Genomic DNA, 15,746 nt, shown 5'->3' on the forward strand with positions numbered 1-15,746 from the left:
GCCGGCCGGGGCCACGCTGCTGCTGTACACCGACGGCCTGGTGGAGTCCCGGCTGCGGGACGTGTGGACGGGCATAGAGCAGCTGCGCGAACGGCTCGCCGCCACCGCGCAGTTGACCGGTCCGGACCATCCGCCGCCGCTGGAGGCGCTGTGCGACGAGGTCCTCGACATGCTCGGGCCCGGTGACCGGGACGACGACATCGCGCTGCTCGCGGCCCGCTTCGACGGGATCGCGCCGAGCGATGTGGCGTACTGGACGCTGGAGCCGGAGGACTCGGCCCCGGGCCAGGCCCGCCGGCTGGCCCGGCGCGCGCTCGCCCGCTGGGACATGGAGGACCTCACCGACTCCGTGGAGCTGCTGGTCAGCGAGGTCGTGACGAACGCCGTGCGGTACGCGTCCCGGCCGGTGACGCTGCGGCTGCTGCGCACGCATGTGCTGCGCTGCGAGGTCGGCGACGACGTGCCCCAGCTGCCGCGGCTGCGGCAGGCACGGGCCACGGACGAGGGCGGCCGCGGTCTGTACCTCGTCAACAAGCTGGCCCGCCGGTGGGGCGCGACGCGGCTGAGCACCGGCAAGGTGGTGTGGTTCGAGCTGCACCGCGGCTGACCACGACGACGCAGAGGGCGCCCGGTGATGAACCGGGCGCCCTCTCCTCGTGTCTCCTGCCCTCGTGTCTCCTACGGCTGTCGCTGCTCCTGCTGCTGGGGGCTGCCGAGCTGGAGCGGGTTCTGTGTCGTCGGACCGCCCGTGGGGAGCTGCGTCGTCGGGGACTGCGACGGGGACTGGGTCGGCGTCTGGGACGGGCTCTGCGTCGGCGTCCGGCTCGGCGACTGGGTCGGGGAGGTGGACGTGGACGGCGTACCCGACGGCGACTGCGAGGGCGACTGGGACGGGCTCTGGCTGGGGCTGGTCGTGGGCGTCGGCGTCTCGACGGCGGCGCCCTGGGAGGTGTTCAGGTCGAACTTGGCCGCGTGCGTGACGCCGAACGTGTACGACGCCCAGATCTGGGCCGGGGGGCCACCGCCGTTGACGCGGCCACCGCCCATCAGGCCGCTGAGGGTCACGTGGTCCCCCTTCCTGACCGTCCCGCCGTCGCAGCCCGGTCCGCCCGCCTTGGCCGCCTCGCCGAACAGGCCGACGGAGGTGACCAGGTCGGGGGTGTACCCGGTGAACCAGGCGGAGCGGTCGCAGTCGGACGTACCGGTCTTGCCCGCCACCTGCTGGCCGGCCCGCAGCGGGTTGTTCGCGACGGTCCGGTTGGCCGTGCCGTCGTCCACCACGCCCGTCAGCACGGACGTCACGCTGTCCGCGGTCGTACGGCTGATCACCGGGCCGCCGATGGGGTCGGCGATGTCGGCCTTGCGGTCCTTCTGCTCGGCCGCCTTCAGGATGGACGGCGTGACCTTGTAGCCGTGGTTGTCGAAGGTGGCGTAGATCCCGGCCATCTCCAGCGGGCTCGCGCCCATGGAGCCGAGCGTCTGGGCGGGCACGGCCTGCATGCCCGTGGTGTCCATGCCGAGTTCCTTGGCCGTGCCCATCACCTTGTCCATGCCCACGTCGACGCCCATCTGCGCGAAGACGGAGTTGACGGAGTCGTTCATGGCCTTCTGGACGGTGATGTTCCCGTAGTCGGCGTGGTCCTCGTTCGGCGGGCCGAAGCCGACCTTGCCGCCGTGGTCGACGACCTGGCGCCCGCTGGTGCCGTCGTACACCGTGTCGGCGTTGATCGGCTTGCCGTCCTGGGTGACGGAGCCCTGCTGGAGCGCGGCGGCGAAGATGACCGGCTTGAAGGTGGAGGCGGGCTGGTAGTCGGTGCGGGTGGCGTTGTTGTAGTAGTGCTTGAAGTAGTCCTGGCCACCGTAGAGGGCGACGATCCTGCCCGTCCTCGGGTCCACCGAGACGGCGCCCGCCTGCACGTCGGCGTCGGCCCGGCGCTGCTTGGGGGCGAGCCTGCCGGTCAGCTGCTCCTTGACCGCGGCCTCCAGCGCGGCCTGCTTCTTCTTGTCGATGTTGAGGGTGATGGTCCAGCCGCGGTCGACCACCTGCTGGACGGCGTCCTTGTGGCTGATGCCCTCCTGCGCCACCAGCCGGTCCTCCAGCTGCTGGTTGGCCAGCTCGACCAGGTAGCCCTTCGTGCCCTGCTCGCCGGGGGTGCCCTTGGGCTCCTTGGGCTGGGGGAACTTCATGGCCTGCCGCTTGCCGGCGTCCAGCCAGTGCTGCTTGACCATGTTGTCCAGGACGTAGTTCCAGCGCGCCTGGACGAGCCGCTTGCCGGTGGGGGTCGCCACCGCCCAGTCGTACTGGCTCGGCGCCTGGAGCAGCGCGGCGAGGTACGCGCCCTGCTCGACGGTGAGCTTCTGGGCGTCGGTGCGGTAGTAGGCCTGCGCGGCGGCCTGGATGCCGTACGCGCCACGGCCGTAGTAGCTGGTGTTGATGTACCCGGCGAGGATCTCGCTCTTGGACTTCTTCTGGTCGACCTTCAAGGAGATGACCATCTCCTTGAGCTTGCGGGTGACCGTCTGGTCCTGGTTCAGGTAGTAGTTCTTGACGTACTGCTGGGTGATGGTGGAACCGCCCTGGGTGCCCCGGCCCATCGCCGTGTTGTACAGACCGCGGGCCAGGCCCCTGAGGTCGACACCGGAGTCGGTGTAGAAGCTCTTGTTCTCGGCCGCGACGAAGGTGTGCTGCACGTCCAGCGGAACCTTGTCCAGGTCGACGCTCTCGCGGTTGGTCGTGCCGACGCGGGCGAGCAGGGTGCCGTCGCTGTACTTGTAGACGTTGCTCTCCTGCTTGGCGAGGTCGTTGCCCGCCGGGATGTCCACCAGCATGTACGCGGCCGCGAAGCCGCCTATGCACAGCAGGCACAGTCCGAAGAACGTGCCGAGGACCTTCTTCCAGGAGAAGATCCGGCGCAGGAGGCTCTTGCGGGGTCCGCCCCCGGGAGCGAGGCCGGCCGATCCGTTGCCGGTCTCGGGTATGGAGCGGCGACGCTGGGGCGCCGCGCGGTGGCCGCCGCGCTGTCGCGCTCGTCTCTCTTCCGCTCGTCCCATGGGTCCTTCGCTCCGCTTCCGTCTCGGTGGTCAGCTCCGAAAGCTAACACCCGCCTATATGACAAAGGGCAACCGATCCGCTCTTTTACGGACGTGAGAATCAGCACCCGCTCCTAGGGAACCGACGGTCAGCGGGGGCCCGAGGTTGCTCCGCGTCCGGAAGCGGATCATCTGCGAGCGGCACGCGAGCGGTATGTATACACACCGCGTATACACGGTGTGTATAGTGCGGGGCATGTCCATCGGTCACACCCTCCTGGGACTCCTGGAGTCCGGCCCGCGCCACGGCTACGACCTCAAGCGGGCCTTCGACGAGAAGTTCGGTCAGGACCGGCCCCTGCACTACGGCCAGGTCTACTCGACGATGTCCCGTCTGCTGAAGCACGGCCTCGTGGAGGTCGACGGCATCGAGACCGGCGGCGGCCCCGAGCGCAAGCGGTACGCGATCACCGAGGCCGGCGTCATCGACGTGCAGCGCTGGCTCGCCACCCCGGAGAAGCCGGAGGAGTACCTCCAGTCGACCCTGTACACCAAGGTCGTCCTCGCCCTCCTCACCCATCGCGACGCCGCCGGCATCCTCGACGTCCAGCGCGCCGAGCACCTGCGGAGCATGCGCGTCCTGACCGACCGCAAGCGCAGGGGCGATCTCGCCGACCAGCTGATCTGCGACCACGCCCTGTTCCATCTGGAGGCCGACCTGCGCTGGCTGGAGCTGACCACCGCGCGTCTGGACAAGCTGCGGGCGGAGGTCGCCGCGTGACCCCTCCCCCCGGTTCCCTGCTCACCGCCAGGGACCTCCGCAAGGCGTACGGCCCGACGGTCGCGCTGGACGGCGCCGAGTTCTCCATCCACCCCGGCGAGGTCGTCGCCGTCATGGGCCCCTCCGGCTCCGGCAAGTCGACGCTGCTGCACTGCCTGGCCGGCATCGTGCCGCCCGACTCCGGCTCCATCACGTACGACGGCCGGGAGCTGGCCGGCATGAGCGACACCGAACGCAGCGCGCTGCGCCGCGGCGAGTTCGGCTTCGTCTTCCAGTTCGGCCAGCTGGTGCCCGAGCTGACCTGCGTGGAGAACGTGGCCCTGCCGCTGCGGCTGGGCGGCACCCCGCGCAAGAAGGCCGAGCGGGCCGCGCTGACCTGGCTGGAGCGGCTGGAGGTGGACGACGTCGGCGGCAAGCGGCCCGGCGAGGTCTCCGGCGGCCAGGGGCAGCGGGTCGCGGTGGCGCGGGCGCTGGTCACCGGGCCCCGGGTGGTGTTCGCGGACGAGCCGACCGGCGCGCTCGACTCCCTCAACGGCGAGCGCGTGATGGAGCTGCTGACCGACGCGGCCCGCTCCACCAACGCGGCCGTCGTGCTGGTCACGCACGAGGCCCGGGTCGCCGCCTACTCCGACCGGGAGATCGTCGTGCGCGACGGCAGGTCCCGGGACATGGAGCGCGCCATATGAGCGCGCGCCAGTGGGGCAGGGACCTCGGCCTGGGCTTCCGGTTCGCGTTCACCGGGGGGCGCGAGGGCTGGACCCGGGTGCTGCTGACGGCGGTCGGGGTCGGCCTCGGTGTGGCGTTGCTGCTGCTGACGACCGCGATCCCGACCGCGCTCGCGGTACGGCACGACCGGGACGACGCCCGCGCGGACTACACCTACGGCGCGCGTCGGCCGAAGGCCGACGACACCCTGGTGATCGCCGACACCGACACCGTCTTCCACGGCCGGAGCGTGCGCGGCCGGCTGGTCGAGCCGGAGGGCCCGAAGGCGCCGATCGCGCCCGGTCTGTCCGCGTACCCGGCACCGGGCGACATGGTGGTCTCCCCCGCGCTCAAGGAGCTGCTCGCCTCCGGCGACGGCGCGATGCTGCGGGACCGGCTGCCGTACCGGATCACCGGAACGATCGGCGAGGCCGGGCTGGTCGGCTCGCGCGAACTCGCCTACTACGCCGGGGCGAAGAACCTCGCCCCGAAGATCAACGGCTATCAGACCGCCCGGATCACCACGTACGGGTCGCCGAACAGGTCCCCGGCGACCCGGGCGGACCCGGTACTGATCCTGCTGGTGCTGCTCGTCTTCGTGGTGCTGCTGATGCCGGTCGCCGTGTTCATCGCCACCGCCGTGCGCTTCGGCGGCGAGCGGCGCGACCGCAGGCTGGCCGCGCTGCGCCTGGTGGGCTCCGACAGCCGGATGACCCGGCGGATCGCGGCGGGCGAGGCGCTGGCCGGATCGCTGGTCGGACTGGTCTTCGGCACCGGCTTCTTCCTGCTGGGCCGCCAGTTCGCGGGCTCGGTGGAGGTCGTGGACATCAGCGTGTTCCCCGACTCTCTCGACCCCTCGCCCGCGCTGGCCGCGCTGGTCGCCCTCGCCGTCCCGGCGGCCGCGGTGCTGGTCACCCTGTTCGCGCTGCGGGGCGTGGTCATCGAGCCGCTGGGCGTGGTCCGTACGGCCAGGCCCGCGCGCCGCAGGCTGTGGTGGCGGCTGCTGCTGCCGCTGGGCGGCCTCGCGCTGCTCGCCCCGATGATCGGCCAGGGCCGCTCGGGCGGGGACTTCAACCAGTACCTGGTCACCGGCGGCGTCCTGCTGCTGCTCGTCGGCGTCACCGCGCTGCTCCCGTGGGCCGTGGAGGCACTCGTGGCCCGGCTGCACCGCGGCTCGGTGGCCTGGCAACTGGCGGTGCGGCGGCTCCAGTTGAGCAGCGGCTCGGCGGCCCGCATGGTGAACGGCATCGCCGTGGCGGTGGCCGGCGCGGTCGCGCTCCAGATGCTCTTCGCGGGTGTCCAGGGCGACTACACCCAGCAGACCGGGAAGGACGTCACCCGGGCGCAGATGCAGGTCAACCTGTCGAAGGGCACCCCCTTCAGCACGGCCGGCGAGCGGTTCGCCGCGACCAAGGGCGTGCGCGCGGCCACCTCGCTGGGCAGTGCCACGCTGGGCGACAGGGACTGGCAGCACGGGCCCGACACCACGGTGTCGCTGACCGTCGGCACCTGTGCCGCCCTGCGCGAGTGGGCCACGCTGCCGTCCTGCCGCGACGGGGACGCCTTCGTGGCGACGGGCACGGACGACGACTCGTCCACCACCCGGCTCGCCCGGCCGGGCACCACCCTGCACGTCGACACGGCCGACGGCACCGGTCGCGGCGCGGACGTGCGCTGGAGCGTACCGAAGGGGCTGAAGCCCGCCCACGCGATCACGGGCCCCAACGGGGCGAGGAGCGGCGGCATCCTGCTGACCCGGGCCGCGCTGCCCGACCGGCTGAACCGCCTGCTGGACGGGTCGGTGTTCCTCTCCCTCGACCCGTCGGTGCCGGACGCGACCGAGTACGTCCGCAACACGGCGGCGAAGGTCGACCCGTTCGCCGACGCGATGACGTGGTCGGCGACGGAGGAGACCAAGAAGTTCGCCTCCATCCGCACCGGCCTGTACGTCGGCGCCGTGTGCGTGCTGGCGCTGATCGGGGCGAGCCTGCTGGTGACCCAGCTGGAACAGCTGCGTGAGCGGCGGAAGTTGCTGTCGTCGCTGATGGCCTTCGGCACCCGGCGGCGCACCCTGGGCCTGTCGGTGTTCTGGCAGACGGCCATCCCGGTCGCGCTCGGTCTGCTGCTCGCCTCGGCCGTCGGGCTGACGCTCGGCGGGGTGCTGCTGAAGATGGTCGGCTCGCCGCTGGGCGTGGACTGGCCGAGCGTGCTGTCGATGACCGGCGCCGGCGCGGCGGTGGTCCTCGTGGTCACCGCGCTGAGCCTGCCGCCGCTGCTGCGGCTGATGCGGCCGGAGGGGCTGCGGACGGAGTGAGACCACGGGGGTGACTCCCTTCGTGGCAGGGCCCCTCCCGGACGGGAGGGGCCCTTCGGGTACGGCACTCAGCCCCGGTCCACCACCCGCACCGGCAGCACCCGCAGCGCCTCCCGCAGCGCCCCCGCCAGCTCCTCGTACTCGGCACCGCGTGCCGCCCCCGCGCGCATCGCGAGCGCGACCCGGCGGCTCGGGGCCGGGTCGGCGAAGTACCCGGTGAGGAGCTGGCTGCTGCGGGTGGTCTCCAGCTTGAGCGCGGTGCGCGGCAGCAGGGTGCAGCCGAGGCCGCCCGCGACCAGCTGGACCAGCGTGGACAGCCCGGCGGCGGTCGTGGTGACCGGCGCGCCCGCCCGTCGCCCGCCGCCGCCCTCGGCCGAGGGGCCCCGCCCGGCTCCCGTCAATCCCCGCCCCGCCTCCCGGCAGATCTCAAGGGCCTGGTCGCGCAGGCAGTGGCCCTCGTCCAGGAGCAGCAGGTTCAGTTCCTTCAGGGCCTCGCGCGGGATGCCCTCGCGCCCGCCGAGCCAGTGGTCGAGCGGCGTGACGAGCACGAAGTCCTCGTCGAACAGGGGGAGTTCGGTGATGCCGGGGACACCGAGCGGGACGGCGAGGAGCAGCAGGTCCAGGCGGCCGGTGGCGAGGCCGTCGATGAGGCTCGCGGTCTGCTCCTCGTGCACCTGGAGGTCGAGGTCCGGATAGCGCTCGTGCACGAGCCGCAGCACGGTCGGCAGCAGATACGGCGCCACGGTCGGGATCACCCCGAGGCGCAGCGTCCCGGTGAACGGGGCGCGGACCGCCTCCGCCTCCTCCAGGAGTTCGCCGACCGCGTCCAGCACCGCCTTGGCCCGCACCGCGAGCCGTTCCCCCGCGGACGAGAGCAGTACTTTGCGCGTCGTACGCTCAAGGAGGGTCACTCCGAGTGTCTCCTCCAGCGCCGAGACCGCGCCGGAGAGGGCGGGCTGGCTCATGCCGATGGCCGCCGCCGCGTCCCGGAAGTGCAGATGCTCGGCCACGGCGGCGAAGGCACGCAGCTGGGCGAGGCTCGGCTGCCTCCGTCTGCCGCTACTGACGGTCATTGATAGAAACCTCCGATCAACACGACCGAGTATAGCTATTTCCCTAATCAATGCACTCTGTGCCAACATCGGCACAGTCCAACCCATGGGAATCGCCCCCAGGAGGGGCGGTTCTTCGCTGCGAGGAGACCCTGTGCTCACTGTCGGTGACAAGTTCCCCGAGTTCGACCTGACCGCCTGCGTCTCTCTGGAGAAGGGCAAGGAGTTCGCGCAGATCAACCACAAGTCCTACGAGGGCAAGTGGCTGGTCGTGTTCGCCTGGCCGAAGGACTTCACCTTCGTCTGCCCGACCGAGATCGCCGCCTTCGGCAAGCTGAACGACGAGTTCGCCGACCGCGACGCCCAGATCCTCGGCTTCTCCGGTGACTCCGAGTTCGTGCACCACGCCTGGCGCAAGGACCACCCGGACCTGACCGAGCTGCCCTTCCCGATGATGGCCGACTCCAAGCACGAGCTCATGCGTGACCTGGGCATCGAGGGCGAGGACGGCTTCGCGCAGCGCGCCGTGTTCATCGTGGACCCGAACCACGAGATCCAGTTCACGATGGTGACCGCCGGTTCCGTGGGCCGTAACCCCAAGGAGGTCCTGCGGGTCCTGGACGCCCTGCAGACCGACGAGCTGTGCCCGTGCAACTGGAACAAGGGCGACGAGACCCTCGACCCGGTCGCGCTGCTGGCTGGTGAGTGACCCATGTCGCTCGACTCGCTGAAGGCCCGGGTGCCGGACTTCGCCAAGGACCTCAAGCTCAACCTGGGCTCGGTCATCGGCAACTCCGACCTGCCGACCCAGCAGCTGTGGGGCACGGTGCTCGCGACCGCGATCGCCAGCCGTTCCCCCATCGTGCTGCGTGAGCTGGAGCCGGAAGCGAAGGCGAACCTCTCGCCGGAGGCGTACGCCGCGGCCAAGTCCGCGGCCGCCGTCATGGCGATGAACAACGTCTTCTACCGCACCCGGCACCTGCTGTCCGACCACGAGTACGGCACCCTGCGCGCCGGTCTGCGGATGAACGTCATCGGCAACCCGGGCGTGGAGAAGGTCGACTTCGAGCTGTGGTCGTTCGCGGTCTCCGCGATCAACGGCTGCGGCTCGTGCCTGGACTCGCACGAGCAGGTGCTGCGCAAGGCCGGCGTGGAGCGCGACACCATCCAGGAGGCGTTCAAGATCGCTGCCGTCGTGCAGGCGGTCGGCGTCACCCTGGAGGCCGAGGCCGTGCTGGCCGAGTAGGCCGGACCCGCTTCACGAGGACCCCGCTCACCCCTGGTGGGCGGGGTCTTCCGCGTTCGGTGCCGCTGCCCTGTCCGCCGTCTCCTCCACCGTCTCCTCCGTGGCCGGGGAAGCGGTGGGCGGCTGGTGCGACTCCTCGGAGTACTGCCGCAGATAGCCCACCACGGTGTTCGTCACCGCCACCAGCGGTACGGCGACCACCGCGCCGCCGATGCCGGCCACCATGCCGCCGGCCGCCACGGTCAGCACCACGGCGAGGGGGTGCACCCGCACCGCGCGGCCCAGGATGAAGGGCTGCAGCACATGCCCCTCGATCTGCTGGACCGCGAGCACCACGGCCAGGGTCATGACGGCGGTGAACACGCCCTGGGTCACCAGGGCCACGATCACCGCGAGCGCCCCCGAGGCGACCGCGCCGACCAGCGGGATGAACGAGAACAGGAAGATGAACACGGCCAGCGGGACCGCCATCGGCACATCGAGGAAGTAGATCCCGATACCGATGAAGGTCGCGTCGATCAGGGCGACCAGCACCGTGCCGCGGACGTACGCGGTCAGGGTGCGCCAGGCACGCGGACCGGCGCCGGCCACGCCCTCCCGGGCGGCGGAGGGCACCAGTTTCAGGACCCACTGCCAGATGCGCTTGCCGTCGTAGAGCAGGAAGAGCGTCGAGAAGAACACCAGCAGGATGCTGGTCAGGGCCTCCACTATGACCTGAACGCCCTCCAGACCCGCGGACGTTATCTGGTCGGCGTTGGCGCCGATGGCCTCGCGCAGGTTCTTGGCGATCTGGTTGATCTGCTTGTCGGTGACGTGGAAGGGGCTCTTCAGCAGCCAGTTGCGCAGATCGTCGATGCCGGACTGGATCTGGGTGGAGAGCGTGTCGATGTTCTCCATGACCTGCCAGGTCACGAACCAGCCCATCAGGCCGATCACCACGAAGCCGCTGATCGCGGTGAGCGCCGTGGCCGGGCCGCGCGGCACTCCGCGGCGGGTGAGCCGGGCGACCGTCGGTTGCAGCAGGGCGGTGATCAGCAGGGCGATGACGAAGGCGAACACCACCAGCTGGACGGCGCTGATGACCCGCATCAGCACCCAGACGGTGCCCGCGAGCACGAGCAGCCGCCAGCCGGCCTCGGCCGCGACCCGTACCCCCCAGGGCACGGCCTGGGCGGGATCGGGGCGGGGCGTGGGCGGCGGGGGTGCCACGGGACGGCGGGCGTGCGGCACCGCGTCGGCCACGGCATCGGCGGTGTCGGCCGCGACCGGCTTCGGGCGGGCCGGTTCGGCCGGCGGCGGGGGCTCGCTGTCCTCCTGTGCCACCTCCGCCTGCCGGGCGTCCAGCCGTTCACTCATCTCGGTGAGACCGGCGCCCAGCCTGCCGAGCCACCCTGGCACTCGCGACATGATCCGTCCTCTTCCCCCGCGTCATCGGGTGCTCGCCACCACTCCCCCCATGGAGTCGTGCGGTGACGACCGTACAGGGCGAAAGCCCCTTCCCAGAGGACGGGAAGGGGCTGCGCGAGGTTGAGCGTGGCGGGACGGAACTCAGTAGTTGCCGTTGGCCTGCCAGTAGGTCCAGGCGTCACAGGGGCTGCCGTAACGCTCGTTCATGTAGCTCAGGCCCCACTTGATCTGCGTGGCCGGGTTGGTCTGCCAGTCGGCACCCGCGGAGGCCATCTTGCCGCCGGGGAGGGCCTGGACGAGGCCGTAGGCGCCCGAGGAAGGGTTGACCGCGCGGTAGTTCCAGCTGGACTCGTGGTTCACGATGTTGCTGAAACACTGGTACTGACCGGACGGCACGATCTGGCGCGCCATGGCCTGGATCTGCGCGACCGTGTACGAGGTCTGCACGGGGAAGCTGGCGTTGATGTCGCCGCGGCTGGCGGCGGCCTTGGTCTCCGCGCGCTGCTTGGCCTCCTCGGCCGCCTTCTCGGCGGCTGCCTTCTTCGCGATCGCGGTCTCGGCGGCGGCCTTGCGGGCCGCTTCCTCGGCGTCCTTCTTGGCGCTCGCGTCCGCGGCGATGGCCTGCGAATCGGCCTGCTGCGTCAGGGTCGCGGACTGGACCTGGGCCTGCTGACCCGTGGGTATGTCCGCGAGGAGCGTGGTGTCGGCTGCTGCCGTCGGCTCGGCGTCGTTGTTCTGCGCGACGCTGCCCGAGGCAACTCCGACGACGCTTCCGACGGCGGTGACCGCGGTGGCCGAGGCCACTGCGAATCCCCGGACCGAAATCCGGCTCACACGGTTTCCTTCCAGCATCGCCCGCTTCGGTGACCCTGGCGGACGCAATCGTGCCCCTGACACTGGCCTCCCAACTGCGGGGTCACGGGAGGCGCGGGCCCGGTGGGCAACTCCCCCTGCGGGAAGCGCCGCGTGGTGCGCGGGCGGCATACGGCGAACTCTATGGAGTTGGTGTACTTCCGTGGTGCCACACCGCTGGGGGTGTAGGTGTGCCGTATGCGGGGCCTGACAGGACTGAGACTCTGCCGCAACCGGACGCCGGGTGGCAATTCCGAGTTGCGTGTGAAAGCTCACATCCCGTTTGGCCCAAGGGATTTCCGGAAACCTCCACGCACGAAGGCGCCGCCCGGCTAGGATCTGATGCCTTTGCCGGACGGCGCCAATCATGCCGGATCGGCTCAGATATGGCCGTCTTCGAGCATTTCGGTCACAAGGGCGGCGATCTGGGACCTCTCGGACCGGGTCAGGGTGACATGCGCGAAGAGCGGATGCCCCTTCAGCTTCTCCACCACGGCGACCACACCGTCGTACCGCCCCACGCGCAGATTGTCCCGCTGTGCCACGTCATGGGTGAGCACCACCCGCGAGTTGGCGCCGATCCGGGACAGCACCGTCAGCAGCACGTTGCGCTCCAGCGACTGCGCCTCGTCCACGATGACGAACGCGTCGTGCAGCGAACGGCCGCGGATGTGGGTGAGCGGCAGGACCTCCAGCATGCCGCGCGCGGTGACCTCCTCGATGACCTCCCGACTGGTGACCGCCGACAGCGTGTCGAACACGGCCTGCGCCCAGGGGTTCATCTTCTCCGCCTCGGTGCCCGGCAGATAGCCCAACTCCTGCCCGCCGACCGCGTACAGCGGCCGGAACACCATGACCTTCTGGTGCTGGCGGCGCTCCAGGACCGCCTCCAGACCCGCGCACAGCGCCAGCGCCGACTTGCCGGTGCCGGCCCGGCCGCCCATCGAGACGATGCCGACGTCCGGGTCGAGCAGCAGATCGAGGGCGATGCGCTGCTCGGCGCTGCGGCCCTTGATGCCGAACGCCTCCCGGTCGCCGCGCACCAGACGGACGTTGCCCTCCGCGGTGATCCGGCCGAGCGCCTTGCCGCGCTCCGACTGGATGGTCAGGCCGGTGTGCACGGGAAGGTCGGAAGCCTCCGGTACGTAGAGGTGCCCCTCCTCGAAGAGGATGTCCACCTGCTCGCCGGGGAGCGTCAGTTCGCTCATCCCGGTCCAGCCGGAGTTCTCCGTGATGGCCAGCTCGGCCCGGTACTCCTCGGCGAGGAGCCCGACGGAGGAGGCCTTGATGCGCAGCGGCAGGTCCTTCGACACGACGGTGACGTCGAACCCCTCGGCCTGCAGGTTGCGGGCCACCGCGAGGATGCGGGAGTCGTTGTCCCCCAGGCGGTAGCCGGTGGGCAGCACGCTGGGGTCCGAGTGGTTGAGCTCGACACGCATGGTCCCGCCCAGGTCCCCGATCGGGATGGGGGAGTCCAGGCGGCCGTACCGCACCCGGTAGTCGTCCAGCAGGCGCAGGGCCTGGCGGGCGAAGTAACCGAGTTCGGGATGGTGCCGCTTGGCCTCCAGCTCCGTGACCACCACGATGGGGAGCACCACCTCGTGCTCCTCGAAGCGGGTCAGGGCGTTCGGGTCGGCCAGCAGGACGCTGGTGTCGAGAACATAGGTGCGCCGGTCGGGCTTGTGGCGCTTTGTGCTGGTCACCACGGAAGGACGTACCCCCTCGGATGAGGTCGGGGAGCGACGAAGTGGAAGCCGGGCCGGGAGGGCGGGACGGACCGGGCCGGCCGGCGGCCCGTGCGCACGGCGGGCCGGGAGCCCGACCCCCGCGGCGGCTTCCGTGCCGGTATCGCACGGTCGTGCTGGTGCAAAGGACCTCCCGGGCGGACGGCCCCTGCCGCCCGCTGAGATCCGACACCCGGGGTTCGGGCGTCGACCTGCTTGCCTTATGCCCTCGAACAAGCGCCGCCATGCAAAAGCGGCCATCGGCACACCGTGAACTCCTGGTGGCGACAGGCCGAACGGGATGCGCAAGGGCCCCGCCGGTCACGGTCGCCGGCGGGGCCCTCGCGGTTGTCTCAGCCGCCGAACCGACGGTGACGTGCGGCGTAGTCGCGCAGCGCGCGCAGGAAGTCGACCTTGCGGAAGGCCGGCCAGTAGACGTCGCAGAAGTAGTACTCGGAGTGGGCGGTCTGCCACAGCATGAATCCGGACAGCCGCTGTTCCCCGCTGGTGCGGATGACGAGGTCCGGGTCGGGCTGGTCGCTGGTGTAGAGATGACGGCCGATCATGTCGATGTCGACGGACTCGGCGAGGTCCTCCATCGCGACACCCTTGTCGTGCGCCTCGTACAGCATGGAGCGCACGGCGTCGGCGATCTCCTGCCGACCGCCGTAGCCGATGGCCACGTTGACCACTATCCCCTTGATGTGGGCGGTGGCCTCCTCGGCCTCCTTGAGGGTGGCCTGCAGACCCGCGGGGAGCAGGTCCATGGCGCCCACGTGGTGCACCCGCCAGCGGCCGTCGGCGACGAGGGTGCGCACGACGTCCTCGATGATGCCGAGCAGGGGGACCAGTTCCTCCTGCGGACGGTCGAAGTTGTCCGTGGACAGCAGCCACAGGGTGACGACCTCGACGTCGGTCTCGGAGCACCAGCCGAGGAACTCCTCGATCTTGTCCGCACCGGCCCGGTGACCGTGCACCGTGGTGGAGCCGGAGGCCTTCGCCCAGCGGCGGTTGCCGTCCATGATGACGCCGATGTGCTTGGGCACCTGGGCGTGGTCGAGGTGGCCCTCCACCCGGCGTGCGTAGAGCCTGACCAGCAGGCCGCGCAGTTTGTCGCGCAGGTTCACGTGGCCCTCCGGGGGGGTTGGCGCGGGGTACGTTGCCGGGCCCGTCGAGCCTACCGCTGCCCGGGCCCTGGTCTGGCCCTTGGGCGTGGGGGGAGGGGCGGGATCGGGACTCCGGTCCTCGCTGATGAGACGCGTGCCGGGCGGCATCCGGTTCCCGGGCGGGACCACTCGCCTCGGCCAAGAAAAAACGGGCCGGTCCGTGGGGGGGAGACGGACCGGCCCGAGGGGGGGTTTCCACCATAACCCTTCGTGAGGGCGGATGGGGGCATCCGCGTGCCACAACTACTCTCCGGAGTCGCCCGGGAACACCCTGGTGGATACGGAACGATGGATTCAGGTGTTTTCACGACCGATTCGCAGCGGAATCCGAGGCGAACAAGGGCGGGCTCAATGAAATCCGAAGGAATCCGGAGACTTCCGCCATCCGGGGGCCGCACAGGCGTGTCGGCCGCCGATCCCCCCGACGGGCGACCCGGCCGACGGACGGCGGCTTGACGGCTCCCGCGCGCCCTCGCGCGGCGATCACCCTGCCCACGGCACCGCGCAGCCCCCTCCGCTGCGCGGTACCACCCGCACTGCTTTGCTGGCGCGAATTGCATTGGTCTGAACTTACGTGACAGGTGGGGCTGGTGTGAACAGAGTCCGGTAACGATGTGGACACCGGTGGGGGCGGCGGCCCCGAGGGAGCCGCGGTGGTGGGGCTCAGCGGTGAGCGGGCTTGCGGACGTCGAAGAGGTGCCGCGAGCTGTGGGCGACGAACGCCCCCTCCCGCTCGATCCGCTCGTGCAGCGACCGGAGTCGGGGCTCGTGCGCCTCGACGGTGAACCCGGGCACCATCCAGACCACCTTGCGCAGGAAGTGGACGACGGCGGCGATGTCGTGGAACTCCATCCGCAGCCGCTCCGCCCGCAGCGCGACGATCTCCAGGCCCGCCGCCTCGGCCGCCGCCCGCTCCCTTTCCGGGTCACGCGCGCGGCGCCCGGCCTCCGGCTGCGGCCCGAGGAAGTACTCGACCAGTTCGAAGACGCTGGCGGGCCCGACGTGCTGGGCGAAGTACGTGCCGCCCGGCCGCAGCACCCGCGCGATCTCGTCCCAGTGGGGCACCACCGGATGCCGGCTGAGCACCAGGTCGAAGGCCCCGTCGGCGAACGGCAGCGGCGCGTCGTCCGGGGCGGCGACGACCACCACGCCGTGCGGCCGCAGCAGGGCGGTGGCCTTGGCGGTGTTCGGCGCCCAGCCCTCGGTGGCGGCGACCAGCCGCGGCCGGGCCGGGGCGGCGGTGTCCAGGGCGAAGGCCAGCACCTCCCCGCCCCCGGTCTGGATGTCCAGCGCGGCCTCGGCACCGGCCAGCCGCTCCCCCGCCGAGCGGGCGTACCCCCACGAGGGCCGGGCCTCGGTGGCCCGTCCCTCGAACCAGGAGAAGTCCCACCCGTCGGTGGGCACGGCGGCGCCCTCGGCGACGAGTTCGGCGAAGGACCGGCGCGGTGGAGTCATGCGCACCATGATGG

13 protein-coding genes are annotated in these 15,746 nt (G+C 71.0%); 6 read left to right on the forward strand and 7 right to left on the reverse strand.

What is annotated here, in order from left to right:
• Positions 1 to 607, forward strand: a 607-nt coding sequence (locus ACWDD7_RS35895) for an ATP-binding protein (RefSeq protein WP_450460486.1), incomplete at its 5' end; no start/stop codon positions are given.
• A gap of 71 nt (positions 608 to 678) precedes the next feature.
• Here the strand turns inward: ACWDD7_RS35895 and ACWDD7_RS35900 are convergent.
• On the reverse strand, positions 679 to 3,051 hold the full coding sequence (locus ACWDD7_RS35900) for a transglycosylase domain-containing protein (RefSeq protein ID WP_450460487.1): 2,373 nt from the start codon (positions 3,049 to 3,051) through the stop codon (positions 679 to 681).
• Positions 3,052 to 3,286: 235 nt separating this feature from the next.
• Here ACWDD7_RS35900 and ACWDD7_RS35905 point away from each other — a divergent pair, with 235 nt between their 5' ends.
• The 3 genes from ACWDD7_RS35905 to ACWDD7_RS35915 are packed head-to-tail and all read left to right on the forward strand — an operon-like array spanning position 3,287 to position 6,830.
• A complete protein-coding gene (locus tag ACWDD7_RS35905; protein WP_351873920.1) occupies positions 3,287 to 3,811 on the forward strand; it encodes a PadR family transcriptional regulator in 525 nt (174 codons plus the stop codon).
• Positions 3,808 to 4,497, forward strand: a complete 690-nt coding sequence (locus ACWDD7_RS35910; RefSeq protein ID WP_351873917.1) for an ABC transporter ATP-binding protein — start codon at positions 3,808 to 3,810, stop codon at positions 4,495 to 4,497. Before ACWDD7_RS35905 ends, ACWDD7_RS35910 begins: the two co-directional genes overlap by 4 nt.
• Positions 4,494 to 6,830 (forward strand): ABC transporter permease, encoded by a 2,337-nt coding sequence (locus ACWDD7_RS35915; RefSeq protein WP_450460488.1) that lies wholly within the window; start codon positions 4,494 to 4,496, stop codon positions 6,828 to 6,830. Before ACWDD7_RS35910 ends, ACWDD7_RS35915 begins: the two co-directional genes overlap by 4 nt.
• A 68-nt stretch (positions 6,831 to 6,898) precedes the next feature.
• Here the strand turns inward: ACWDD7_RS35915 and ACWDD7_RS35920 are convergent, their stop codons facing one another.
• Positions 6,899 to 7,903: a LysR substrate-binding domain-containing protein gene (locus tag ACWDD7_RS35920; protein ID WP_450460490.1), complete on the reverse strand. Its 1,005-nt coding sequence runs from the start codon at positions 7,901 to 7,903 to the stop codon at positions 6,899 to 6,901.
• A 133-nt stretch (positions 7,904 to 8,036) separates the two neighbouring features.
• Between ACWDD7_RS35920 and ACWDD7_RS35925 the strand changes: the two genes are divergently transcribed.
• The gene (locus ACWDD7_RS35925) at positions 8,037 to 8,591 is read left to right on the forward strand and encodes a peroxiredoxin (protein WP_392218348.1); all 555 of its coding nucleotides are present in this window, start codon (positions 8,037 to 8,039) and stop codon (positions 8,589 to 8,591) included.
• A gap of 3 nt (positions 8,592 to 8,594) precedes the next feature.
• Positions 8,595 to 9,128 (forward strand): alkyl hydroperoxide reductase, encoded by a 534-nt coding sequence (locus ACWDD7_RS35930; RefSeq protein ID WP_351873905.1) that lies wholly within the window; start codon positions 8,595 to 8,597, stop codon positions 9,126 to 9,128.
• Positions 9,129 to 9,155: 27 nt separating this feature from the next.
• Here the strand turns inward: ACWDD7_RS35930 and ACWDD7_RS35935 are convergent, their stop codons facing one another.
• The 5 genes from ACWDD7_RS35935 to ACWDD7_RS35955 form a co-directional block, all read right to left on the reverse strand.
• A complete protein-coding gene (locus ACWDD7_RS35935) occupies positions 9,156 to 10,535 on the reverse strand; it encodes an AI-2E family transporter (RefSeq protein WP_450460491.1) in 1,380 nt (459 codons plus the stop codon).
• A gap of 141 nt (positions 10,536 to 10,676) precedes the next feature.
• A complete protein-coding gene (locus ACWDD7_RS35940; protein WP_351873899.1) occupies positions 10,677 to 11,369 on the reverse strand; it encodes an aggregation-promoting factor C-terminal-like domain-containing protein in 693 nt (230 codons plus the stop codon).
• 398 nt (positions 11,370 to 11,767) lie between these two features.
• A complete protein-coding gene (locus ACWDD7_RS35945; protein ID WP_351873896.1) occupies positions 11,768 to 13,093 on the reverse strand; it encodes a PhoH family protein in 1,326 nt (441 codons plus the stop codon).
• A 371-nt stretch (positions 13,094 to 13,464) separates the two neighbouring features.
• Entirely contained in the window at positions 13,465 to 14,238 is a 774-nt protein-coding gene (locus tag ACWDD7_RS35950; protein ID WP_351873893.1) for an isoprenyl transferase, read from the reverse strand.
• Positions 14,239 to 14,940: 702 nt separating this feature from the next.
• Entirely contained in the window at positions 14,941 to 15,732 is a 792-nt protein-coding gene (locus ACWDD7_RS35955; protein ID WP_450460492.1) for a class I SAM-dependent methyltransferase, read from the reverse strand.
• Positions 15,733 to 15,746: the final 14 nt, after the last annotated feature.

It is taken from the genome of Streptomyces sp. NPDC001056, from assembly GCF_053598955.1.